This window comes from Gaoshiqia sp. US2, from assembly GCF_059705485.1.
Map to the genome: position 1 here is coordinate 6115330 of NZ_AP048550.1, position 26036 is coordinate 6141365.

Below are 26036 nucleotides of genomic sequence, written 5' to 3' on the forward strand. Positions count from 1 at the left end.
TTTTTTTATTCATTGTAATTTCCTTTTTCATCTTTCAGGGGTCTGCCGCGCCAGAAATTAGCGAGTATTGAACCAGTTATATTCATTAAAGGCCCAAAAACAGCCGGGCCAAGGCCAACAGTGGCAATTTTCCCCATCTCCAATGCCAGACCGGAAGCCAGTCCGCCATTTTGCATGCCTACTTCAAATGCAATTGTACGACGGTCCCTTTCGGGCATCCGAAAAAGCCATGCTAAAAAATAACCCAACGTGTAGCCACCCAGGTTGTGCAACAAGCTGGTAAAAACGAGGGTAACCCCCACAACCAAAAGGCTTTCACGGCCGGCAGCAGTAATAACAATCACGATAACAGCAATTCCAACCATGGAAACATAGGAAAGAATGATGTCTATAATCTTTTTATCGCCTTTAAATGACTTATTGAAAAGGTATGCACCAACAATAGGCAGTAAATAAAACCAACCCATCCTTTTTACAAAATAAACAATGAATTCAGACATGCTTGCATTTTGTGCTTTGACAAAAACCAGGCTCGTAAGAATCATTACAATTGGGAAGGATACAAGTTGAATGATCTTCGACCGCCTACTTGTGCCCTTTATGTTTAAAAAAAGATTAAATATAAAACCGGCAACGATGGGAAGAATTATCATGTTTAGCATATCGAGCATCATCGCCCAGGGATCGACTTCAACCAACGTTCCTGCCAGGTATTTCATGAGCAATGGTGTAATAAGCGGTGAAAGAAGCGTGGTTATCGCTGCCAGCGTCACTGCCAGGGGAACATTGGCCCGCGCTAAAAACGACATTACGTTAGATGCAAGCCCGCTTGGAACGCATCCTATCAAAATTATACCTGCTGCTATCTCTGAAGGAAAATCAAAAATTCTGGAAATAGTCAGGGCAACCAATGGCATGATTGAATATTGAGCAAAAATTCCAATGATAACCCCTTTGGGCATTTTGATAATTCCAATAAAATCTTTAAAACTCATCTGAGATCCCATGCCAAACATGATCAACTGCAACAAGGGGACTATTAAAAGACTAAACTCAAAATCACCAATTGCAGTGAAATACTGAGGATAAAACATGGCAGCAGAAACACCTGTAAATATCCATAAAGTGTAAGATAATCCTTTTGTTGATTCAAAACCCCTTACACTAACAGCGAGCGTGATAAAGAACAAAATCAGTATTGGTCCGCCTGACGCCGTATTTCCCGTCAGCAACATAACCAGGGCAGTTAATAAGAATATTCCGGCAAGGCCCAGTACTAACTTGTGAAAGTTCATTTTTCTCATTTTTTTGATTAAAGTAAAATTAGCTCCAGGGCCTGTCATGGGAACGTTTTTTATCCCATTCGGGGGTTGGTTCGAAGTACCCGTTATCTTCCTGAATTAAATGTTTCTTCACCTCTTCGTCGTTCAATTCAATTCCCAACCCCGGTGCATCCGGCGGGACATTGGCAAAACCTTTGGTGATCAGTTGCCTTCCATCAGTGGTCTTTACCAGGTTTTCCCACCAGGGAAGGTCAACGGAATGGTGCTCCAGCGCCAGAAAGTTTTGCGTGGCTGCGGCACAATGTACTGCGGCCATGAAGGAAACGGGTGTACCCGCCTGGTGCATGGCCATGGCCACGCCGTGTTCTTCCGCGTAATCGCCGATCCGTTTAGTCTCCAAAAGTCCTCCTGAAGTAGCCAGATCCGGGTGGACAATATCAACCGCATGGGTATCGATCAGCGGTTTGAAGTTTTCCAGCAGGTAAATGTCTTCTCCGGTGAGCAGGGGGGTCTCCAGGGCATCTGACATGGTTTTCCACTGGTCGGTGAATTCCCAGGGAACAAGATCTTCCAGCCAGGCCAGCCTGTATTTCTCCAAAGCCCTGCCCAGACGTATCCCGTTGTTTAAATCAAAATGGCCGTAATGGTCCGTGGAAAGCGGTATATCATATCCAACCATACCGCGTACGTTTTCAACGATCCTGGCCAGTTCGTCCAGCCCCTTGTCCGTGATTTGTACCTGTGTAAACGGATGTTTGGTATTTGCTAAAGACATATAACCACCGTACCATATTTCAAGGTTGCCGTTGTCCTGCCAGAATTTCTGGTTCACCAAAGTGCCGGGTATGTTTACCAGTTCCCGGATGGAAACATCCATTTTGAGCCAGGTATAGCCTTGTTCCTCAATACGGTACTTAATGAGTCTTTGCTGGTCTTCGGGAGATGCGGACTGGGGCGTATCAGCGTATAATCTCACTTTATCCCGGTATCTTCCACCTAACAACTGCCAGGCCGGTACCCCGTAGGCTTTACCGCATAAATCCCACAACGCCATTTCCACACCCGAAACACCACCACCCTGACGACCGTGACCGCCAAATTGTTTAATGATCTTAAATATCATTTCTACATTACACGGGTTTAGACCGAGAATCCGGCTTTTTAACATCAGGGCGTAACGGGGGTCGGCTTTGTCCCTTACTTCCCCCAAACCATATATTCCCTGGTTGGTATCGATCCGGATAATAGCCGTACCTTTAAGCACCGACGTGACAGCATAACGCAGGTCCGTTATTTTTAAATCTGAAGGACTTGACGCGCGTGAAACTTTCGAGGTGGTTTGGGCAATGATATCTTCGACCGGCAAGGTCATTAAACCTCCTAAAGTGATCCCTCCAAGCGCCGCTTTTTTCAAAAAATTACGCCGGTCTTTCTCTGAAGACGGGTTAGCACTATTTGTTTTAATAACTTCTTTAGTTGTTATGTTTTCCCGTTCCCTGCTTTCTTCAGTAATTTGCTGCAAAATCTTTTTCATTATGTTTAAAATTTTAAGTTCTTAAAAATTTGATCAATTATTTTTGTGATTGTGTTTCAATAAATTAATAAACTACCAAGTCCTGCCTTTTAAATAGTTATCCAATTCTTTCCTTGACATAGGCGCCTGCTCAGGATTCTCACTGACCCACTTTAAAAAATGTTCTTTAATCTCGTCTGTCCAACGGGTATCTATCTGTCCGGGGGTGTATATCCCCTCCCGGAGCATCTGGTGACCGAACGCGTCTTTTAACTGGATGAATTCGCCAGTGAGAATAACTTCTTCAACCAGGTGGGATGGGACAAAAATTACTCCTGCCTTTTTTGCCACCACTACATCGCCAGGCACACAGGTTGCCCTCCCAATCCTGGTAGGTATGTTTATTCCCGTAAGCATCATGTTTGTAATGTATGAAGGATCAAACCCCCTGGTGAAGGCATTAAACCCCTCAATTCCAGACAGACCTTCAGCATCCCTGGCACCAGCATCGAAAACAACCCCTGTTTTTGATCGTGAATAAATTGAATTGCCCAAGTTATCACCAATCAATGTGCCATCAACCACCTTCCCATATCCCGCCGCCACATACACATCGCGTTCCCTAAGCCTGTCAATAGGCCATGAATTTGATGCCCCAATCCTTCCTTCTTCCTTCCCCTTTTCCATTATTTTATCGTTCACATCCGGCCGGCTGGGCATATATACTGCCGTTAACGCTCTTCCTGAAAAAGGCCTGTCCGGGTGTAACATTTCCCAATCACCTTCGTATTGGTTAAAATATCCTTTATTCCTCAACACACTCCATATTTCCTCTATTGAAAGTTTAAGAAGCCTGTCCATCAGACTATCCGGTACTTTCGGCCTTCCATCTTCAAATCGTTCACCCTCCCACTCGGAAGTGTAGAACATCATCAGATCCCTCGATGGCTCAATCTGCGCGATAGCCAGAGAAGAAATAAAAATTCCAATAAATAAAACTAACTTTCTCATATCCTGCTTTTTAGATTAGTATCTTCGTCATTAATCTTAACTTCCGCCATTTAGCTACTTGATTGACCATCTTTTTGTAATCCCAAGACAGGTTCAACCTTCTCATCTCTCGGGGTTTTACCACGCCAGAAATTAGCAAGTACCGAGCCGGTGATATTCATTAAGGGTCCAAAAACAGCCGGGGCAAGACCAACAGTAGCAATTTTCCCCATCTCCAATGCCAGACCGGAAGCCAGTCCGCCATTTTGCATGCCTACTTCAAATGCAATTGTACGACGGTCCCTTTCGGGCATCCGAAAAAGCCATGCTAAAAAATAACCCAACGTGTAGCCACCCAGGTTGTGCAACAAGCTGGTAAAAACGAGGGTAACCCCCACAACCAAAAGGCTTTCACGGCCGGCAGCAGTAATAACAATCACGATAACAGCAATTCCAACCATGGAAACATAGGAAAGAATGATGTCTATAATCTTTTTATCGCCTTTAAATGACTTATTGAAAAGGTATGCACCAACAATAGGCAGTAAATAAAACCAACCCATCCTTTTTACAAAATAAACAATGAATTCAGACATGCTTGCATTTTGTGCTTTGACAAAAACCAGGTTCGTAAGAATCATTACAATTGGGAAGGATACAAGTTGAATGATCTTCGACCGCCTACTTGTGCCCTTTATGTTTAAAAAAAGATTAAATATAAAACCGGCAACGATGGGAAGGATTATCATGTTTAGCATATCGAGCATCATCGCCCAGGGATCGACTTCAACCAACGTTCCTGCCAGGTATTTCATGAGCAATGGTGTAATAAGCGGTGAAAGAAGCGTGGTTATCGCTGCCAGCGTCACTGCAAGGGGAACATTGGCCCGCGCTAAAAACGACATTACGTTAGATGCAAGCCCGCTTGGAACGCATCCTATCAAAATTATACCTGCTGAAATTTCAGGAGGAAAATTGAAAATGTTTGAAATTAACATAGCAACAAAAGGCATAATTGAGAATTGAGCAAAAATTCCAATAATAACGCCTTTGGGCATTTTGATTATTCCAATAAAATCTTTAAAACTCATCTGCGATCCCATGCCAAACATGATCAATTGCAACAAGGGAACTATCAAAAGGCTAAACTTAAAATCACCAATTGCCGTGAAATACCGGGGATAAAACATGGCAGCCGAAACACCTGTAAATATCCATAAAGTATAAGATAATCCTTTTGCCGATTCAAAACCCTTTACACTAACAGCAAGGGTGATAAAGAATAAAATAATCAAAGGGCCCGCGTTGACAAGATTCCCTAATAAGGCCATGATCAGGGAAATGATTAATAATAAGAATGAAAAACCCAATAATAACTTATAAAAATTAAGTTCGTTCATAATCCATCGTTGTTACTTTAATCTTTCTATTTTTTAACCTGCCAACCTTGCTGTTATTACTCTGTATATTCCTGAAGCAGTTTAAGCATTTCACGGTCAAGCTTATGTCCATGGAAGTCTTCGTATTCGACATCTTCACGTCCGCTGTCAAGGATTCCGAAAGGGCCGTAGAAATTCCACAAAGCCCATCCGAATTTTGCCTCTTTCCATTTCTCGAGCCAGCTTCGCATCCAGGCTAATGTTACATCGTGCGGTGTCCGGTTATAAACGCCAAACTCGCCTACAAACACGGTCTCTCCCTGATCGGCAATTTTGATCCAGGGGTCAAAATAATCATTAATAGGCCACTCAGGGTCGAAATCAGCAGGCACCGGGCCGATCTTACCATCGGCCCCGATTTCATAAGTCCCGGGTTTCTGCCTGTCTATGCCAGCCCTGTATTTGATATCGGCAGGAAAGACCAACTTGTCACCGCCAGGCGGTTTGATTGAAAATTCACTGAATATCAGGTTCACACCATCTATGTTCTCGAACGAAACTTGCTCCGCTGCAAACGGAAGCGTGATGGTATATTCCCGGTCATAGATGTTCTGGTATTCCTGGTATTGTTCGTTCCAGATGACCTCTTTCCATTCTCCTTCTCCGCCTCCCGGTTCAAATGTTTTCTCCCATAGGACTGTTCCATCGGCTTTAACTGTAAGTACAGCCTTACGCACCACCTGATGTACCCGGATCGCGATTTCAGTATTCGCCTTAAAATCCGATTTTAACACGAACGGGCCGGCGGCCTCCGGTTTAGCAGGTCCGTACAGCCTCCCGATAATGAAGGGCATTGGCCAGGCAGGCCTGGGATACTCGGGGACGTTGGTTCCGGGTTTCATATAATGGGAAATGTTGCCAGGCACATATCCCCTGCATGCCTGGACCACGTTGGGTGCGTCCACAAGTTCCGGAACAGGTTCTTGTGACACATTCATTCCGTCGACAATGATCAGTCGACTGGGATCAACCCGGTGTATCGCTTCAATGGCACGCCGGTGCACGCTGAGAAAATTTCCTTTTGTCGTCTTTGGTTCATTCATCAGGTTGAAGAAGATATATTCGTGAGACACATTCTTATAACGTTTGGTAAACATCTCCCAATGCTCCAGAAAAATAGCGATCTTCCCTTCATTTGTCCAGAAATCTGATCCTCCGTCCGGATTGTCGTAAGGGTGATAACCTATCGGGTGATGAAAATCGAGCAAAATATGTATGCCGTACTTCTGTCCAAAGCCGATTGCATCATCGATCCATTTCAGCCGCTCCTCATCAAAAGCGCGTATATCTCCCGGAACCGTGTAACACCGGTAATCCAAAGGCAACCGGGCAAAATTGAAACCCCAATCGGCCATCCACTTAAAATCGTTTTCGGGGTATGGCTGCGGTGAGCTGTATGTCGCGTTAGCCCATGGGGTGTACATGTTTCTTAAATTAAAGCCATGTAATCGTGAGAAATCCACGTTGACAGGTTCATCGGGTTCATCCGGTTCGTCTTCATCTCTTGAAAAGATAGAACATCCGGCAAGAAACGTCAATAAAATAATTATTTGAAGACTAAACAGAATCTCTTTTTTCGGGAACCTTATGAGTGTTTCCAAAAACCGGCATCTTTTGTCATTCTCTGTGTCTTTCATCTTTTTTGTTTTATTTTGTACATGTTATTATTCCTGTTGAATTAATTCTTTGTCAGAATAACGGAACTGGTATTGACCGGAACCCAAATCCAGGTTCACGCCAATTTCTGATTGTTGCAGGCTTTTTTTCATTTTGGAAGTTATTGGTAATGAGTTTACCGTTAATTCTTCTGTTTTTGCCCATGGTAAGATAACAGTTGCCGTTGTATTAGCCGGTATGATAATATCATAAATGAAATTTCCACCACTGAGCTCCCATGCAGATTTTACCAAGCCATACATGGATAAGAATTCAGCGCTCGCATGGCCCAACCCGCCTCCGGGATGCGGGCTGAAAAGAATATGTTTATAGCCCGGATTTTGAGGGTCAATACTGATCCCGGCAACATGACTGTAAAGCCATTCTCCGATTGCCCCGTACGCATAATGGTTGAAACTGTTCATACTTATATTTTGAAATGAACCGTCCGGTTTCTGTCCGTCCCAGCGTTCCCAGATGGTGGTCGCCCCCCGGGTAACCGGATATAACCAGGAAGGATACTCCTTTCTTTTCAGCAGCATGAAGGCCAAATCATCGCGGCCAATGTCTGATAAGGTCTGGCACAGTAAAGGTGTCCCTACAAAGCCAGTTGTAAGATGTCCAAACTTTTCAACATCTTCAGACAAGTACTTAGCCGCTTCCGGCACAAGTTCGTCAGGCAACAAATCAAATGAAAGCGCCAGCACGTAGGCAGTTTGGGTATGGGATACCAATCGCCCGTTTGGGGTAACAAATTCAGCAATAAAGGCTTTTTTAATGTTATTTGCCAATGCCGTGTATATACCGGCATCAGTTTTATTGCCGATGATTGCTGCAATTTTGCCCAACAAACCAATCGAATAATAATAGTATGCAGTGGCTATTAAATCTTTTTCAGTGGTTGCCCCGGTATAATCGGAACGTGTGCTTGCAAAGGCCAGCCAATCCCCAAAGTGGTCATCACCCGTCCAAAGGTTATCATCCCCTGCGCGGGTTCTCATGTATTCGACCCATGCCTTCATACCGGGGTATTGTTCTTCCAAAATGCGTTGATCTCCATAGGTACAGTAAACTGTCCGGGGAACTATGACCGATACATCGGCCCATGCAGTTGAGCCGCCGTCCCCTTTAAACCCGTATCCTTTTAAAACATCGGGGATAACATGCGGAACCCTGCCATCGGGCAGTTGATCTGCGACAACATCTTTCATCCACTTGGTAAAAAAAGCAGCCACGTCGAAGTTAAAAGCTGCTGTCCTGCTGAATACCTGGGCATCACCTGTCCAGCCAAGCCGTTCGTCCCTTTGGGGGCAGTCTGTCGGCACGTCGAGGAAGTTCCCCTTCTGGCTCCACTGAATATTTTGTTGTAAGCGGTTGATCAATGAATCCGAGCAGGTAAATGTTCCGGTTGGTTTCATTGCCGAATGGATTACAACGCCGGTGATCTGGTCCGGCTTTGGCAAGCCGGGAAATCCCTCCAGTTTTACATACCGAAAGCCGTGAAAAGTAAAATGAGGCTCAAAAGTTTCTTCACCGGCGCCATTAAGAATATAAGTGTCAGTCGCTTTAGCCTTTCTGAGGTTTTCAGTGTAGAAATTACCTTCTTTATCCAGTACTTCCGCGAATTTCAAGGTAACCTTATCACCTTCATTTCCCTGAACTCTCAACCTGACCCAGCCCACCATATTCTGCCCCATATCGAAAACAGTTTCGCCTTTAGGAGTTGTAAGCAATCTGACAGGCTTTATTTCCTGTACGGCCTTCACCGGTACCCCCTGAGAAGCCACAAGTATGTTTTTAGGATGGTCAAGTAAGCTTACGTTCCCCCAACTGCTATCATCAAAATCAACGGCCGACCAGTTTTTCATTTCAAGTCGGGCATCATAGGTTTCCCCATTGTAAATATCAGATTGCAGTATCGGGCCTGTAGTTGTTTTCCAGTTCGCGTCGCTAATCAGTGTTTCATGGGTTCCATCCGTATAATTAACTTCCAGTTGTAACAAAAGCGCCAAGGTGTCTCCATAATAGCTGTGTCGTGGCTTCCACCCAATATTCCCGCGGAACCAGCCATCTCCAAGTATGGCTCCAATTGTATTCTTTTCACGGAGCATCGGGGTGACATCGTAGGTTTGGTATTGCAGTCGCTTGTTATAGCTGGTCCAACCGGGGGTAAACAACTCATCGCCGACTTTCTCTCCATTCAGGAATAGTTGATATAAGCCCAGTGACGTTATATAAACCCTGGCCGAACTTATTTTTTTTGCTATTGAAAATTCTCTTCTGAAATACTGGCATGGGCGTGATCCGTCAACTTTTTTCTCCTCTTTCACCGCAACCCACGATGCAGTCCATAATTTTGGGTCTAATATACCTGTTTCCCAATAAGCCGGCTCACTCCAATCAGATATTTTACCCTTGTTATCCCAAATCCGCACCTGCCAATAGACCCGTTTCTTCGATTTCAAAGCGGGGCCTTCATAGATAACGTTCACTGATTGATCACTTAAAACTTTCCCTGAATCCCAAATCAAAAATTTTTTTTTGTTCAGTTCGGAGGGTGAACCTGCTACCCGGATCTCACAGGCTGTTTGTTTGACGTTCTCCTCATCTGAAAGAATTTGCCAGCTAAGCCTTGGCTTTTTTACATCAATGCCAACGGGGTTTATGTGATATTCACAAACGGGATTTGACACACTTGTCTTTGCGATAACGTAATGGGACATTAGGCTGAAAACCAAAAATAGTGATAAGATACAGGGTAAATGCTTTACATTTTTCATGATGTTGTCAGTCAGATTTGCAGTTTCAAATTATCTTCGAGAATGGTCAATTATCAACAATTATTGGATTTATGCTCCAATAATATCTTTTAACTGCCACGGATCCCTTTCCGGACGTGAACGCATCCGATTTGCTTCATCATCATTGATAAATTCCTCTTTTCCCGGATCCCATTTTAGTTTGCGTTGAAGTTTCATGGCTATATTACCCATATGCGACATGGTCGATGTACGGTGCATATCTTCGGCGGGGTGATAAGGTTCTTTCCCTCCCTTAATACATTCGATGAAATTAACGAACTCGTTGGTGGCCGTATACAAATGAGTTTCATTTTCTCCTATTTCCGAATAAAGGATGTCATCCGAACTGGCCTGAAGTTCTTTGTTCCAACCTTTAATTCTTAACCAACCATCTGTGCCTTCACAGCCTATTTCAACCGTGTCAGTACTGTACACTTCCAAAATAACGCCATTCTCGTAACGGTAGATAAGATTGTACTTATTGAAGGTATTGTAAATCCCTTCAGATGGTCTGGAGCCAATACCCTCTACCTCAACCGGTCCCCACTTTTCGGTGCCATTGCACCATTGTGCATCGTCAATCAGATGCGCCCCCCAGTCGGTCAGGCTACCCCCCGAATAATTCTCGACCCACCTGAAATTCCAGTGGCACTGATCAGGAATATATGGGATATAAGGCGCCGGACCTAACCACATTTCATAATCAAAGTAATCGGGTACCGGTTGTATTCTGTCGTTTGTATTGTATCTTACCAGGTATTTACCTTCCAATCCCACACGAATTTTCAGTAATTTGCCTATGCGTCCGTTCCTTACTAATTCAGCCATGCGGTGATAAGGTTGCTTCGACCGGTCTTCCAGACTGGTTTGGAAGACTTTGCCGTATTTTTTTATCTGATCAACCAGGATCCGTCCGTGTTCAATGGTCAGGGTCGGCTTTTCGCAGCAAACATGTTTACCAGCCTGCATGGCCAGGATTGATAAATGGACATGCCAATGATCAGGTGTTGTGATTTGCACGGCATCAATATCCTTTCGCAACAATAACTCCCTGAAATCACGGTATCCGGATGCGTCATTATTCTGATACTTTTTATTGGTAAAACCAACCGCTTTCTGCAAACGTCGGGCATCCACATCACACACAGCCACAACCCTGCATGCATCAATGTCCAGATAATTCCGTTGGTTATATGCCATGCCATGATCTCCCATACCAATCATACCAATGTTAACCCGGTCATTGGCCCCCTTTACGCATGAAGGTATAATCGTCGGAAGGACAATTACCCCACTGGTTGCCAATGCGGTTTTTTTCAAAAATTCCCTTCGATCTGTTTTCATTTTTCTATATGTTTGTTTATTAGACTATTATATTAGTTATCTGTACATGGTACAATATTCGTTAAACAGCCCAAGTACGTAGTTATTTTTCCATATATTCCTGAAGAAGCTCCAGCATTTTCCGGTCGAGCTTGTGTCCATGGAAGTCCTCATATTCAACATCTTCGCGCTCGCTATCCAGAATGCCGAACGGACCGCTGAAGTTCCACAACGCCCAGCCAAACCCCGCCTCTTTCCACTTTTCAAGCCAGCTTCGCATCCATGCTAATGTCACATCGTGCGGTGTCCGGTTGAATGCACCCCACTCGCCTACAAGCACAGTCTCCCCTTGGGCGGCTATGTCGATCCACGGTGCGAGGTATTCGGAAAGCTGCCACTCGGGATCGAAGTCAGGCGGCGCCGTAATCTCGCCATCAACACCGATCTTGTAACTTTCTGGTTTCTTTCCGGAAGCAATGTCGGTTGTGAAGATCATCTTTTTGCCGCCAGGCTGTCTGACCGAGAATTCCGTGAACATCAGCCAATCGCCGTCGGTGTTCTCGAATGATATTTCCTTCGCTGACGACGGAAGCGTGAAGGTGTATTCCCGGTCATAGATATTCTGATAGCGACCCCATGACTTCGAGTAAACAACCTCCTTCCATTCTCCGTCGCCGTCTTTCGGCTCAAAAGTTTTTTTCCATACAGTCATTCCATCGGCCTGAACAATGATGGCTGCTTTCAGCGATACCTGGTGCACCCTGATAGTGATCACAGTTCCTTCTCTGAAATCCGATCTCAGTACGAACGGACCGGCAAGTTCCGGTTTTTGAGGGCCATACAACCGACCTGTAATGAAAGAAGACGGCGGCCATACCGGTTTTGGCCAATAGCCTGTTCCCGATCCGGGTTTCTTGTAGTGAGAAATTGTACCTGGTGTATAACCGCGCGTTGCCTGGATCACGTTTGGAATATTCAGAAGCTCCTGAAGAGGTTTTGACGCAGTGTCCAACCCATCAATAACAATTATTCGTTTGGGGTCTATCTGGTGGATCGCTTCAATCGTGCGTAAATGTACCTTGAAGAAATTCTCTTTTGTTGTCCTGGGTTCGTTAATCAGATTAAAGCTAAGGCATGTGTGGGGAACATCTTTATAACGACTGGCAAACATCTTCCAATGTACTACAAAAATATCAAGAGCCCTTTCATCTGTCCATAAATTACCTGTTTCCTCATCATCATCACCAAGTCCTACACGGTATCCCGGAGCCCGATGGAGGTTGATGCACACGTGGATGTTGTACTTTTGTCCGAATTCGATAGCTTCGTCGATCTCTTTCAGACGCGCCTCGTCAAAGGCCAGCGGGTTATCGGGGAATGTATAACAACGATAATCCAGAGGTAACCGGGCAAAATTAAATCCCCACTCTGCCATCAACCTGAAATCTTCTTCATAATAAGGTTCAGGGGACTCGAAAGAAGCATTGGCCCCAAGTGTGAATTTGTTTCGCAAGTTGAAGCCATACCATTTCGATGTATTAATGCCCCCGATGATTTGGGCAGGGCTGACAGGGGGCGCCGTCAGCCGTTTCAAAATATCCAGACACTCCATCATCGCCCTCCCTGTATGATAGGCCCCTTTCCATTCATTGGCTTTGTCTCCGGCCGGCCTTTTATCAGTGCCAATAATCCAGAACCATTCCCCTTTTTCCCAGTCTACCTGATGTTTTTCGATCCAATCAAGCGTTTTATCAAAATAATTCAAATACTTTGCATCATGGGTAAACTCGAACATGGACAGAGAGGATACTAATCCTTCTGCCTGTACCCACCATGCTTTGTTCATCTGATCCGCTGGTTTATTAAACTGTCCGCTTTGATAGAACCCCCCTCGTTTGTGGTCGAATCCGTACCGTGTGGAATAGTTAAATAGCGTACGATACAGATCAAGAAGCGGTGCGTTTGAAAGATTGACCGCTTTGCATGCATCAGCCAGCAGCCAGATGTTTTCAACATCGTGTCCATAGGACACGCGGTCATATCCGTCAGAAAGGATCGGCGTCCAATCGGGAGCATATTTATCGGTACAGGCTCCAATATTCTTGCGAACGATGGCATTGCTTTGAATTTGGATGAGTTCCAGCAGCCGTTCCCTGGCAAGGGAGTTCCCGGAAATCCGGTAGTATGCAGTCATGGCTTCCATCAGGTGCAGATGGGTGTTCATGAGCTTAAACGAATTGGGAACCTCCAGGGGACCTTCTCCCCTGAGGTCCTCAGAAGCGGGTGCCCAGTCAGAAAGAAAGACCTCGACATAGCCTCCATTCAACCGATCGCGGGCGTTATTCTCCAGCAAGCCAAAGAGCCTGTCGGCCAGTTTTAATGCTCCACTGTCTTTTGAAGCAGTTGCATATTCTGATATAGCATACAAAACAAAGGCTTGTCCGTACAAATACTTGTTGGCATCGATAACAGTGCTACCGGAGCGATCCACTTTCCAGTAAAAGCCACCATTCGTTTCATCCCACATCCGGTTCTTGAGAAACTCGTATCCCTGCCTGGCGACAGGCAGATTCACTTCAGAATCCCTGCCCGTGTTGACCAACCTGGAAAAATACCAAACCATCCTCGCCTGGGTGACGATCATCTTGTTTGCAGGCCCTTCCTTATGCCGGCCCTCCAGGTCCTGATCCAGAATGAACCCACCGTACTCCTTGTCGATCGAGTTGGAAAACCAAAATGGAATGATGTTCTTGTTGAGGATCTTCTCAAGCCGGCGCTGATAATCTGCAGCCTTGATCACGGAAATTCGATCTTCAGTATATGCCCCAAAGGACAGCATATGGCTCAGAAAAACTATACTTATCAGCGCCAGAGTAATATGTAATTTCATTTTCTGTTTCATTTAATCATTATTAAATATCTGTACACAACACGATATCTGTTAAATAGTCCAAATAGGTATTGTAGTTACCCCGGATAAAAATTAACGGAAGATCTTTATTCGCATTTATGGGGGTTACCGGACGATATATTTTAATTTTTCCCTTACTGATAAGTTCCGGTTTTTCCCAATTTACACCTGTATCCCTGGTTGTCCATTTTTCGATGTACCACTCCTTGTCCGATTCCCTTGACAGATAAAAAGTTTGACCACCGCCCTTGACAAACTCAATCCCGCCAAAATAACAATTCTTACCTGCCGGTACTTCTATTGGTTGTCCGGCATTGCAGATCGTTCGAATATCAAAAGCGGAACCATTCCATCGGGCATATTTATAGATGGCATTATTGGCGTTTGTATAAGAAGCAAAGGCTATCGTTGGCGTTGAGGACAGCGCGAGGTCAAACATTCGTGTAGATTCTCCAGTTTTCACTGTATAGACAGTGGAGAATTTAGTCGGGGTTAACGGTAAATTTGCCCCATCCAATCCTCCTGTAATATCTCCGTTGACAATCCGAAAATAACCTGATCCGTCAACAGAGCCATAATAAATATTGTGGTCGCCGCCTGCAGCAAGCGGGTGTGAATACATCGCCAAACGGATAACATCGGGATCAGTTTCGCTTCTCTGAAACTTGACATAGTACTGTTTACCGGCAGTTAGCCATATTCGTTCCGGATTCCATGAACCGGTTGAAACGCTGTACGAACGGTATCCCCATGACGTATTGGATACCCGGTAGAATAACCGGAGAATTCCCGTATCCATCAAAAATGCCTGAACATAGGTCACTCGTCCGGAAGATTGAATTATTTGTTCCGCCCCAAACGAAGAAATATCTTCCGGTTTTATCGAAATGCGATAACGAATGGATTGGTCCATATTATGTCGTGCATAAAAAACCATGAGACGATCATCCGGCAAGACTACGATGCAAGGTACATTATGGTCATCAGCTTCATGTGGCCCTGATAAGACATTACGTTCCGTGACGCCCGAATCATGGTCAACAGAGGCAATTCCCATATATCCTTTGGAATCAACATACGTGATATAGGTTTTATCTTTATGGCCCTTATGATGAACTGCCAATGGCGCCGTCCACCACGAATAAGCGGCATCTTTTATTATAAGGGTATCACCTGTTGCTGTAGCTCCTTTACCCTTCACACTCTCCCCTTCAGGTGAATTCCCGCTACAGTAGAAGCAGGAAACAAGAATTAGTGAAGTAATAATGATAGTTATCGAACCTGCAACCTTTTGTTTTTTTGATATCCTCTTCATGTTTTTTCCTTGTTTAGTTCAATTTTATTCATGCAAAAACACTACCCCCTCGTATGGAGCCAGGGAAAGTTGAACCGTTTTTTTCTGTTCATCCACCCCAAATTTTTTCCCGCTCAATTGATCTGTTAATTCCACCTTACCTGCGAACATGTCTGGCTCCAGGGAAATTTTAGCATTGTATGGGGCTACCGAGAAATTGATGACTACCAACGCTTTTTTGTTATTGTATGCCCGTGTAAAAGCAACGACATCCGGATTATCTTTAACTGGTATTTTCTTAATCTCTCCGAGACGTAACACCGCATTTTGATTGCGAAGTTTGAACAGAGACGTATAAAAGCTGAGAAGTTTTTCATCCTTTTCACCGCCGGTGCCGTAATAGTTACGGTTGCCGACTTCCTGCCCCCACCCGATAAACGGTACCCCCGGAATGGTACACATAAATGTCATCAAGGCTTTTGAATATTTTAATCCAAATGATTTTATCGCGGCCGTTCTATCGTGATTTTCTAAAAAGTGTACCCTTAAAAACCTTTTATCCCAATCACTGCCTATAAGTTCCGGCGTTCCTTTCCTCGCATCCGGCCATTTAAATCCACCGTATACGGTCAAATCATAAATGATATTGTCGAGGAACTCTTCATGCGTCATTTTGCCAGCCTTGCATCTTACCGACCAGTCGTAGAAAAAACCATTGTATCCATATCCAGCATCGAAACCATTTTCAAATAACCGGGAAGCATCCCCTTCCTGTAAAAGGATGACATCTTCTTTTACCTTGGAAAGAGACTTCTTGAAATACCTCCAAAAATCCTCAGGTAGCAAGGCAGCCGCATCACATCGATAACCGTCAATATCAAATTCCTGTATCCAGTAAACCCCGACCTCGCCCATGTATTTCCAGACCGGAGGAACGGTATAATCCAGTTTACACATATTCCCCCATTCGGACCAGAACTCTCCGTCTTTCAATTCATAATATTCCGGGTGTTCCCTCAGCAACGGGCTGTTTTGGGACGTGTGATTGATCACCAGATCGATAATGATCTTCATTCCGTTAGCATGGACTTCATGAACCAGTTGACGAAAATCCTCTTTGCTGCCAAATCTCGGATTAAGTGAAAAATAGTCTTTCACAGCATAGGGACCAAGATGGTTCTCTTGAATAGGGGTCAGATAGATTGTGTTTATTCCCAGTTGCTTTAATTCAGGTATTCTCATCTTCAAACCCTGAATCGTACCCTCTCCGGAGGCACCGATTATCGGAGTCTGATAGATGATCGCATCATTTATCCATTGTGGTCTGGAAGGCAGATCCTCTTTTCTTATATTTAATTCTGCAGGGATATTTGCTTCAGGTACGACTTTGAAGCTCCGTTCGTCTGCTTTTACTTTAGTCAAACCATATTTTTGCTTTTCGTTCTCATTATTTGTCACATCAGAAGGGGCTAAAACACCGCCTTCGACTAAAATCTGGTCAATGTAGCATACCGACTGTGGGTTATTCCCGTTTTCAAGGCATAAGCTTTCAAAACTGCTAAGCTGATAAATAAAGCTATAAGGCCCATATACTTTGTTGTTATTCCCGTTTCTGATCATAAAACTCCCTTTACCATTCACATCCCGGCTAATGTATAATGTCATCGGGTAGTTAAACTTTATGGGATACGGGGAGATATACTCCCTGGAATCATCTGATGTCAGGAAAACCCATGTAATATCAATCGTTTCCTGATGTTCTTTTCCTGATCTTTCAGTATATACATCTAAATAAGTCTTACTAACATCCTGCCTGATACCAACATACGGCCCTTTCTCTCCGTTTTCATCGCATAATGAAATTTTTAAAACATCGCCATACCTGGAACTTTCCGGAACACGACAGGAAAACATCAACCTGATAGTTTTCTCCTGTGTCTGAAAAGGATACTTGAAGCCCGATTGATTTCCGTTAAAACTAACTTTCAGGCTTCGTTTGCCCCCGATATAACTTTGCTTGTCAGTAATGGCATCAACAATTTGAAAGTCCTCCTCATTTTGTCCTGTTCTCTTCCAGTTTTTTAATGTTTGGCTGTTTTCTTCAAACTCTTCGTCGAGGATCAGCGTTTTGCCTGGCGCTTTGTAGCCACCGCCAATCGTAAATTTTTCTGCTTTGGAGATCCCTTGCTCACTGTTTTTGTCCAGTTCTTGCGCACAGCCGGGGAAACTTCCCATGATTGTGATGCTCATTGCAATCCACAAAATGATAACAATCTTGTTATGTAATTTCATATTCATGTGCTTTCTGTTTTTTGTGTTCGTGATAAAATAACTTAACATCCGGGAGTTATTTCAACGTTAAATTAAAAGCTGTCATCGAATGGGCAGGAAATGTGTAGGTAAAACCATCATCAAAACAGGGGACTGCTTCACCTGAACTGACTTCCTTTACCAATTCTTCGTCGCCGTTATGAGCAGACAGGTTTGGGCCGTTGACCTGCCATACCCGGGTGGAAGCGATCGATGCATGGTTAATCTTTACGTCTGTTTCAATATCTTTTTCAGAATGCTTATTAAAAACGACGAGATACAAGGTTTTACCATCCCCGGAGAGACTGGCTGTAGCGGTAAGCGCCGAATACGGGGGCCTGGGTGGCAAGCGTTCAAACTTTATGTCTTTAACTTCAACCGTCGCGTTCACCGGATCAGGTGACTGCCCCGCAAGCCACCAATTCATGACAAGCCCCGAACAATCGGGCAAAGTAGTAACTTCCGTTGTAAACTCCGTCCAATCTTTAGCGCTTTCGATACTGGCAATTGGAACAGAATGATGAGTGGCTGACCATCCTCGATCGTCTCCTACTTTTATCCCAAACCGGTACGAACCACACTCACCCATGAAACACGCTTTGAAAGTACATCGGTAAAGGGCTCCCGGTGAAACTTTTAAGGAACCAAATTCCATTGCGTTTGAAAAAAGCATTACAGATGAATGATTTACACCTACGTAGTTTTTCAACTCCAGTTTAATGGTTTTTCCCTCCATAGTTGCCTGGGCGCCGTCAATCCTGTCTTCCACCAAAATGACATGAGGGTTGTCGATGAAACCGCTCCTGGAATTCTCCATCCGCGGCCTGGTTCGCAAATAACCTTCGAATTCAAGTCCTGGGCCGGTTACTTTTGTTTCCACAAGTTGACTGCCGAAATGCTGTGCCCAAAGCCGGTAGAGATAATATCCTGCCATTTTCTTCCATGTCCGGGGATTCTTACCATATTTCGCAATCCCATCGGGATCGAGTATAAATGACCAGTAACCGCCAAGACGCCAGTAATTTGCCATGATCACGTTATTTCCCGGGTTAAGTAGTACCCTCAGGTAATCGGCTGCAAAAAGAGCGGCGGCATAGGGGAGAGGATTGGTATGCGAAAATCCGGCATTATACTCAGTAATTGCTATCGGAATATCCCGGCCTGCATTTTCACGGATAATGCGACGGTATTCGGAAAGAATCTCTTCCAGGTCATCGCCACTTGCCATGCAGGCCCGGGTCTGAATATCTCTCACAGGGTCACCGCCAGCTATATAGGTATGAATACATATAAAATTGGCGACATCCTTTACCATGGACAGGACTATTTTATTCCACAAATCATAAGGGCCAGTGCCTGTTCCCATCAGAGCACCCATTTTAATAGAAGGGTCAATCCCTTTCATCAGCTTAGCACATTCAAGAAACCATTTACTGTACTGTTCAGCCGTGTAACGCTGATATGGCTTGATGTTGTGGTTACCGTGATCCTCTTCATTCCCCATTTCAAAATATTTAACCTTGAAAGGTTCTTCGTGACCCCACGCCGCACGTTTCATCGCCCATGGGTATTCGGGAGTAGCAGGAGCATTGAGATACTCGACCAAATCCGCCTTATCCTTTGCATCTCCTACATACAGCGCCACGTTCATTAGTGGTTCGGCACCCAATGCCTGGCAATATTCTATAAATTCGTCAATACCGAAGACACGATCAGGACGGTTTTCCATAGGACCCACCGCCTTTTTCCAGTCGAATTTATGTACCAGGCAACCTCCCGGATACCGCATTATTTTCACCCCCATGTCTTTAACCAATTGAAGCGCTTCAGGAGCCGGGGAGCGAGTTATGGGATCCCAAACGCCATCGCCGGAGATACCGTAAGGAACGGATTCTGTACTATGGATATCTTTAGAATCTTCGGCGTGAAGATTATTCCCGAATACAAGCGGGTTTACCGGTCCCGGAATGTTGCTCACATCGATTTCTATTTTCCCGGTTCCTGTAATTTTCGATTTTTCTTTTTCGTTTGCAGTTGGACCTAAATTACGAACGCAGGCTAATGTCACCACGATAATAGCGATTAACCCCACCAGTCCAAGCCTTTTTGCTTTTGTCTTCATGTTTTTCCCTTTCATTTTCATTGACATGATTTACCTGCTCCGCGGGCTGGCTGACCTTTCCCTCCAGCGATCACAATCACAGCCTTTAACGGCAGCAGTGTAGCGTCAGCAGGAACAAGCGTTAAGGCGCTTGTTCCTGACTGACTGCTTTCATTGTTTACACAACCCCACTTTGCATTGCTTATTATATACTCAATAGTTAGGGTTTTGGCCCAGATTTGGATTAATAAGGACTTCCTTAGTAGGTATGGGCCACAGATAATTTCTTGTTGGATCAAACGTGCGTATAGCAAGTTGCCTGATCAAACCTGCATTAGCCATAGGTGTAAAGTCAGCTACACCATCTTCGTCAATCTCGGGTGTTTGAGGGAAAAACCAAAGACCGGGCTTAATCACTCTGGAGCGTAATTCCGCAACATTTAACAGTCCATATATGGGAATATTCATTACTTTCTCTGCAAGTCTCCAACGAATAATATCCATGTAACGGAGGCCTTCAAATGCAAATTCCATTCGCCGTTCTGTGCGGACTATTTTCCTGAGTTCTGCCTGATTGGTCGTTGTTACAGCAGGGTATGCCGCCGTATTTCCCGGATCGACGTGATAAGCCCTCGCCCGAACCTGGTTAATTGAGATGAGAACAGACTGGTCTATTTCATTCAGTTCAATCTTAGCTTCGGCATACATGAGCAAGACATCGGCATAGCGCATCAACACGATATCATTTTCTCTCCTTTCATCATCAAGCCATTCTTCGTCAATCCCTTTCTTCCAAAGCAATCCATTGAATGACGCATACATACCAACCGAACGTGTGTCCTGGTTTTTCTGAAGTTTACCGGTTTTAAAGTTCATGATATAAATCGAATCCGGATGAGGTTGATACATATATCCAAGGAACGGGGTTTGAAATTCAACGATGGTAGCCGCGCATCTCGGGTCACGGTTCTTGAACGGCTCACGGGGGTTAAAAAGCGGCGATTCGTCGATCGGAAGGCCGTCCGTGCAAAGATAGGAACAAAATAACTCCCACGAAGGATTAGCCGCTGCCCAGCCACCGGCATTTCTTGGGGTTATATCTCTCCCTTCGGCAGTGCTGTTATAAACAGTCGATCGGGGTATTCCAAATATCATCTCCTTTGGATTTTTGGTTTTGGATAAAAATAAGATGCCATAATCAGGAAATAATTCATAAACACCCAGATCGATACAAGCTTTGGCCGCGTCCCTTGCTGTTGTGTAATCCCCCATGTATAAGGCGATGCGGGCCTTGAAGGCTAATGCAGCGCCTTTGGTGGCATACATAGTTTGAGAACCGCTATACGAAACCGGAAGTTTTGAGGCAGCAAAATCAAAATCTTCATAGATGGCCTGAAGAACCGTATTTTTATCGGTGCGCGACAAGGTAAATGATTCTTCCAGATCAAGCGCATCTGTAAAATAAACCACGTCTCCATAGTGCAAAATCAGCCAGGCATATTTTGAAGCCCGCACGAAACGGGCTTCTCCGGCAAATTTATCAATAGTTGCCTGAGGTACTTCGCCTTCGAGACGACCGAGGTTTGCAAGAACGGCATTGGCCCGGGAGATACATTTATAGGAGTTTGCCCACCCGTTCACAACAAAACTCGTCTGACCCGTAAGAATAGCAGGGCCTATTGGGGATACCTCCCGGTTGGTATAATCGTCGGTGAACTTCTCGTAATAATAATCATAATCATCCTTCGGCCAGAAAACCGATTTATATAAATCATTCAATGCCATCCTCATCTGACTTTCGTCGGTGTACCAGTTTTCGCTGGATCCCATGGATAACGGGTTTAAATCCAGATCGGCGCAGGAGGAAAGCCAGGCCACGCCCGTCAATAAAACTACTTTTAACAATATCTTATTTTTCATGATTAAATTTTTAAAATGTAACGGATAAACCAAATACATAAGAAGCCGTGATCGGGTAACCAGTTACGGCAACTTCAGGATCCCAGCCTTTCGGATAGTTGTCAATGGTAAATAAATCAGAAGCGCTGGCATAGATTCTCACACGTTGCAGACCTGACTTTTGTATCAAAACTGTCGGGACGGTATATCCTAACGTCACGTTTTTAACCCGGAAATAAGCCCCGCTGGTTAACCAGAAATCAGACATGATATAGTTGTTACCTTTACCGGTCAATGAGTACCTGGGATACTTCGCATTTAGATTTTGTTCATCGCTGTTGTACATACTCCATGAATTACCGGCAATATTTTTTGGTACATTCCCAAATTGTGCGATCAAAGGCTCCACCATTTGTCCGCTCAATCGCTTAAGTACTTTCCCGACTCCCTGAAGAACAAATGATACATCAAAGTTCTTATAGTCCAGGTTAACATTTGCGCCGTATAAATAACGAGGTAAAGAACCACCTAATAACACCCGGTCATATTCCGGAGAAATTTTTCCATCGGGGACGCCATCCGGTCCGCTGATATCCATATATTTTACGTCCCCCGGCCTTACTGATGCGCTCGTTTTGGGAGAATTTGCCACTTCTTCCTGCGTTTGGAAGAGTCCATCTGATCGATAACCGTACCATTCGTTAAACTCGCTGCCTTCAATTTTTATCTGGTCACCGATAAATTCAGTTCCTCCCAGATCACCCATGACCGATTTATAATCGGACAAATTCAGGGAAACAGAATATCCCAAATCTCCGGCGCTACCATTCCAGTCCAGTTGGGCTTCCCATCCTTTGGTGTACATTTTTCCCGTGTTTTGATCAGGATTATCAAAACCAATGAAATCCGGTATTTCCAGGGCCAATAACATGTCTTTGGTTGTTTTTTTGTAATAGTCGGCGGTCAGGCGTAACCGGTTATCAAAGAACCCGGCATCCAACCCAAAATCATACGATTCGGTCGTTTCCCAGGAAATATCCCTGATCACATATTGCCATTGGGCAGCAGTAGTTTCAGAAACGACATTGTTTCCCTGGAAAAAAAGTGCGTTACTAAAATTCATGGCTGCCTGATAAGGATAATTTCCAATCCGTTCATTTCCAAGCGTTCCCCAGGAAGCCCGTAATTTAAGGAAAGACAGGCCCCGGATGTTTTTCATAAATCCCTCTTCCGTCATCACCCACCCGGCCGAAAATGAAGGGAAAGAACCCCAGCGATAATCCTCATGGAAACGGGAAGAACCATCGTACCGGATATTCCCTTGTATGAAGTATTTACTTTTATAATTGTACATGATCCGGCCGAAGTATGAACGATAGGCATTCTCGTAAGCATCTCCGCTGTTATTCCTGTATTCAAGAGGCCCCAGGTCCAGGTAGGGAAACGAAGTTAACTCGTACTGATCCCGTGACGCCCCAAGTTTTTCATTAAAGGCATAGTAATCTTCATATCCAGTCATGACATCCAGGTTGTGTTCCCCAAAAAATGTTTTGGTGTAGTTGACCAGGAATTGTTTGGTGATCCTCTTAGCATCGTCTCTTCTTTCATACAATATAGTTTTGGCCTGGTCCTGCAAAGTACTAATATAAACTGTTGGATCATCGGCGGAATAATAAGGGACTTTTTTATTAAAAGTTTTTCCTTTGTTAAAATCCAGTCTTGGTGATACAACAGCCGAAAACTTCAATCCCGTCAAAGGCGTATAATCAATGGACATTTTCCCTCCAAACTGGTTATACCAGTTATTGGCAAAGCCTCCATATTTCATACTTCCATAAGGATTAAGCCCTGATTTCCCCTCTGCAACACGACCATCACTCCACATGGCTGCATAGACAGGAGGCATCGTCATTATCCCATCTATCGGATTAGGTGGCTCTTTGGATACTGATCGTTTAAATGAAAAATCAAGGCTCGCGGATAAGTTTTTATTGATCGTAATATCATTATTGAAACGGCCGGTAATCCGTTCATAAGTCCGGCTATCGTAAAGGGCGTCTGTCTTGTCGTAGCCTAAGGAGGCCTTTGTCCGAATCACATTGGAACCTCCGGTAATGGTCAACAGGTGGCTTTGTTTAGGAGCCTTATCGTTCAAAATCAAACCAATCCAATCGGTATCAGGGTAACGATTTGGGTTTTCGGTATGTAATGCAGCGTAATTGTCCACGACATCCCTGGAATACAACGAGTACTCGTCTCCCGTATTTTTGTTATCATTCCATATCAGTTCATTATAAGCTTTCATATAACCAACCGCATCAGTAAACTCAGGGAACACCGTTGGCTTTTCAAAACCATATTCTGCATTATACTGTAACCCGATTTCTCCGGTTTTAGCCCGTTTGGTCGTAACCAGGATAACGCCGGCAGCAGCCCTGGAACCATAAATGGAAGCCGAGGCCGCGTCTTTCAGCACAGAAATACTTTCCACATCATTGGGGTTTATATCGTCAATGCCTCCTATAGGAACACCATCAACGATAACCAATGGATTATTTTCTCCGATAGTTGTAATACCCCGGATCCGAATGGTTGCAGTTGCCCCCGGGGCATTGTTGTTACGGGTAACCATAACACCAGGCATTGCTCCCTGTAAAGCCTGTGAAATTTGAGTGGTTTGCCTCTCAGCAATAGTTGTACCTTGCACTGAGCTAACAGCGCCTGTTAAATCTTTTTTCTTAACCGTACCATATCCAATGGCTACCACCTCTTCTATGCCAATAGCTTCTTCTGCCATAACCACACTAATGGTTGTTTTGCCCGATACCGGGACTTCCTGGGTTTTCATCCCCACAAACGAAAATTGTAATACGGCATTTTCAGGGATGCCGGAAAGAGAATATTCACCTTCGGCACTGGTAATAATCCCGGTGGTTGTGCCTTTTACTACCACAGTTACGCCTGGAAGTGGGATGCCGGAGGAGTCGGTTACGCGGCCCGAGATGGCGCGGGGTTGCTGAACTGTCATTCCAGTATTCCCCTCTTTTGGTGCAATCACCACATATCGGTCGATCAGAGAATATCCCAAACCCGTTCCTGTAAGTATTTTATTCAGAATTTGATGAATGTCTTCTTTTGCAACATCGATATTTATCAATCGATCAGCATGTAATTCATTCTCTTTGTAAAAAAAGTAAAACTCGCTCTCTTCTTCAATAAAAGACAGTACATCAGCTATCGACGTTTGTTGAAAAGAGAAACTCAACTTGGTTTGCTGAGAGTACGTTTTTGCATGCACTGTTAACACTGCAAGAAAAATAAATGCCAACGTTAACTTCATAATGTTTAATAGTTTAGTCAACAACCTTTTCAGGTCGTTATTCTTCCATTTTTTTTTCATAAATTTGAAAAGTTAAAGATTAGTACTTACGTATTATTTTTATCAAAAGCGGTGACAGGTGCCTAAGCTCTCACCGCTTCTTTTTTATCGTTATTTCGTTCGTTTAATTTCCACCATGCTGCTGCCATCCGGTTCTTCATTCATCCTAAAATCAATGGACTCGGATTTGGCGAGAACATTCAGAATTTGCCCGATGGGTTTATCTTTCACGATGGTCCCTGTCAGCCTGACTTGTTTGATTGATTCATCATCAAACACAATCCGGACATTATACCATCTTTCAAGAATTTTCACCAATTCTCCAATCGGTCGGTTTTTCAGGAAGATTTTTCCGGTTTGCCAGTCTGTTTTTAGGTGCGTATCGATGGTCGTCACCAAAATCCTGTTCCGCGTTTTGTCCAACACCAGGTTCTCATTGGGTTTTAATTCAGCGACTGTTTGCCCTTCGTTATCGATCACGGTTATTTTCCCTTCCTCCAGGGTCGCTTCCGGGTTTGCGTCCGGGTATGATTGCACATTAAACCGGGTGCCCGTGACTTTAACGGTAAAATCATCAACATGTACCAGGAAAGGATTCCTCGTATCAGAAGTGACGTCAAAAAAAGCTTCCCCAGTCAAAAAAACTTCCCGTGAGCTCAGAAAATTTAACGGGTATTTCAGTTCACTCGAAGAATTTAACTTCACCCGTGTGCCATCGGGCAAAACGACACTCCCCATTTCAGCATTCGGAATGTTAAAGACCGTGAACGCACCTTGATTTTCCCGGGCAATTTTATAGGACGCCATGTAATAGCCTCCCAGGATAAACAAAAGGATGGCCGCCGCATACCTGAGCGACCTCTGAATAGTCCCGGATATTGTTTTGCGCCGCTTCCTGTAAAGGATTTTCTTCCAGGCCCTATCGACGCTGACCGCTGCAATTTTTTCAATCACAGCTTTGTCATCAGCCAACAACTCGTTGATCTCTTTTTCGTTGTTGTCTGCATCCTGGTTGTGCTTGTTCTGATTTTCCTGATTCATTTGCTCTCGTTTTATGTATCACCTTTTAACCGCGAAATGCAACGTTCCATCCCTGGTTCTATAAAGTACTACACATAAACTTGAAAATGGGTGAAG

At 44.3% G+C, this 26036-nt stretch carries 14 protein-coding genes; all 14 read right to left on the reverse strand.

Annotated elements, in window-relative coordinates:
- Window positions 1-5: 5 nt before the first annotated feature.
- The gene (locus tag AC6H3C_RS24485) at window positions 6-1343 is read right to left on the reverse strand and encodes a bile acid:sodium symporter family protein (RefSeq protein ID WP_497518323.1); all 1338 of its coding nucleotides are present in this window, start codon (window positions 1341-1343) and stop codon (window positions 6-8) included.
- Window positions 1324-2817 carry a mandelate racemase/muconate lactonizing enzyme family protein gene (locus AC6H3C_RS24490; RefSeq protein WP_497518324.1) on the reverse strand — a complete coding sequence of 498 codons (1494 nt, stop codon included), beginning with the start codon at window positions 2815-2817 and terminating at the stop codon, window positions 1324-1326. Before AC6H3C_RS24490 ends, AC6H3C_RS24485 begins: the two co-directional genes overlap by 20 nt.
- 72 nt (window positions 2818-2889) lie before the next feature.
- Entirely contained in the window at window positions 2890-3807 is a 918-nt protein-coding gene (locus AC6H3C_RS24495; RefSeq protein WP_497518325.1) for an RraA family protein, read from the reverse strand.
- Window positions 3808-3857: 50 nt separating this feature from the next.
- Window positions 3858-5186: a bile acid:sodium symporter family protein gene (locus tag AC6H3C_RS24500; protein WP_497518326.1), complete on the reverse strand. Its 1329-nt coding sequence runs from the start codon at window positions 5184-5186 to the stop codon at window positions 3858-3860.
- A gap of 56 nt (window positions 5187-5242) precedes the next feature.
- Window positions 5243-6862: a glycoside hydrolase family 5 protein gene (locus AC6H3C_RS24505; RefSeq protein ID WP_497518328.1), complete on the reverse strand. Its 1620-nt coding sequence runs from the start codon at window positions 6860-6862 to the stop codon at window positions 5243-5245.
- A gap of 27 nt (window positions 6863-6889) precedes the next feature.
- Window positions 6890-9661 (reverse strand): glycoside hydrolase family 78 protein, encoded by a 2772-nt coding sequence (locus AC6H3C_RS24510; RefSeq protein ID WP_497518330.1) that lies wholly within the window; start codon window positions 9659-9661, stop codon window positions 6890-6892.
- Between the two features lie 69 nt (window positions 9662-9730).
- Window positions 9731-11026: a Gfo/Idh/MocA family protein gene (locus AC6H3C_RS24515; protein WP_497518332.1), complete on the reverse strand. Its 1296-nt coding sequence runs from the start codon at window positions 11024-11026 to the stop codon at window positions 9731-9733.
- An 82-nt stretch (window positions 11027-11108) separates the two neighbouring features.
- Entirely contained in the window at window positions 11109-13895 is a 2787-nt protein-coding gene (locus tag AC6H3C_RS24520) for an AGE family epimerase/isomerase (protein WP_497518333.1), read from the reverse strand.
- A gap of 22 nt (window positions 13896-13917) precedes the next feature.
- The gene (locus AC6H3C_RS24525) at window positions 13918-15231 is read right to left on the reverse strand and encodes a BNR-4 repeat-containing protein (protein WP_497518335.1); all 1314 of its coding nucleotides are present in this window, start codon (window positions 15229-15231) and stop codon (window positions 13918-13920) included.
- 24 nt (window positions 15232-15255) lie between these two features.
- On the reverse strand, window positions 15256-17508 hold the full coding sequence (locus AC6H3C_RS24530; protein ID WP_497518336.1) for an alpha-amylase family glycosyl hydrolase: 2253 nt from the start codon (window positions 17506-17508) through the stop codon (window positions 15256-15258).
- 49 nt (window positions 17509-17557) lie between these two features.
- Window positions 17558-19642 carry an alpha-L-arabinofuranosidase family protein gene (locus tag AC6H3C_RS24535; protein WP_497518337.1) on the reverse strand — a complete coding sequence of 695 codons (2085 nt, stop codon included), beginning with the start codon at window positions 19640-19642 and terminating at the stop codon, window positions 17558-17560.
- A gap of 192 nt (window positions 19643-19834) precedes the next feature.
- Entirely contained in the window at window positions 19835-21541 is a 1707-nt protein-coding gene (locus AC6H3C_RS24540; RefSeq protein ID WP_497518339.1) for a RagB/SusD family nutrient uptake outer membrane protein, read from the reverse strand.
- A gap of 10 nt (window positions 21542-21551) precedes the next feature.
- The gene (locus AC6H3C_RS24545) at window positions 21552-24860 is read right to left on the reverse strand and encodes a TonB-dependent receptor (RefSeq protein WP_497518340.1); all 3309 of its coding nucleotides are present in this window, start codon (window positions 24858-24860) and stop codon (window positions 21552-21554) included.
- A 150-nt stretch (window positions 24861-25010) separates the two neighbouring features.
- Entirely contained in the window at window positions 25011-25940 is a 930-nt protein-coding gene (locus AC6H3C_RS24550) for a FecR family protein (protein WP_497518341.1), read from the reverse strand.
- Window positions 25941-26036: the final 96 nt, after the last annotated feature.

Bases quoted from the DNA above. Each gene is read 5' to 3' on its own strand.
- AC6H3C_RS24485 (WP_497518323.1), bottom strand. From the start codon at position 1,343: ATGACAGGCCCTGGAGCTAATTTTACTTTAATCAAAAAAATGAGAAAA.
- AC6H3C_RS24490 (WP_497518324.1), bottom strand. From the start codon at position 2,817: ATGAAAAAGATTTTGCAGCAAATTACTGAAGAAAGCAGGGAACGGGAA.
- AC6H3C_RS24495 (WP_497518325.1), bottom strand. From the start codon at position 3,807: ATGAGAAAGTTAGTTTTATTTATTGGAATTTTTATTTCTTCTCTGGCT.
- AC6H3C_RS24500 (WP_497518326.1), bottom strand. From the start codon at position 5,186: ATGAACGAACTTAATTTTTATAAGTTATTATTGGGTTTTTCATTCTTA.
- AC6H3C_RS24505 (WP_497518328.1), bottom strand. From the start codon at position 6,862: ATGAAAGACACAGAGAATGACAAAAGATGCCGGTTTTTGGAAACACTC.
- AC6H3C_RS24510 (WP_497518330.1), bottom strand. From the start codon at position 9,661: ATGAAAAATGTAAAGCATTTACCCTGTATCTTATCACTATTTTTGGTT.
- AC6H3C_RS24515 (WP_497518332.1), bottom strand. From the start codon at position 11,026: ATGAAAACAGATCGAAGGGAATTTTTGAAAAAAACCGCATTGGCAACC.
- AC6H3C_RS24520 (WP_497518333.1), bottom strand. From the start codon at position 13,895: ATGAAATTACATATTACTCTGGCGCTGATAAGTATAGTTTTTCTGAGC.
- AC6H3C_RS24525 (WP_497518335.1), bottom strand. From the start codon at position 15,231: ATGAAGAGGATATCAAAAAAACAAAAGGTTGCAGGTTCGATAACTATC.
- AC6H3C_RS24530 (WP_497518336.1), bottom strand. From the start codon at position 17,508: ATGAATATGAAATTACATAACAAGATTGTTATCATTTTGTGGATTGCA.
- AC6H3C_RS24535 (WP_497518337.1), bottom strand. From the start codon at position 19,642: ATGAAGACAAAAGCAAAAAGGCTTGGACTGGTGGGGTTAATCGCTATT.
- AC6H3C_RS24540 (WP_497518339.1), bottom strand. From the start codon at position 21,541: ATGAAAAATAAGATATTGTTAAAAGTAGTTTTATTGACGGGCGTGGCC.
- AC6H3C_RS24545 (WP_497518340.1), bottom strand. From the start codon at position 24,860: ATGAAGTTAACGTTGGCATTTATTTTTCTTGCAGTGTTAACAGTGCAT.
- AC6H3C_RS24550 (WP_497518341.1), bottom strand. From the start codon at position 25,940: ATGAATCAGGAAAATCAGAACAAGCACAACCAGGATGCAGACAACAAC.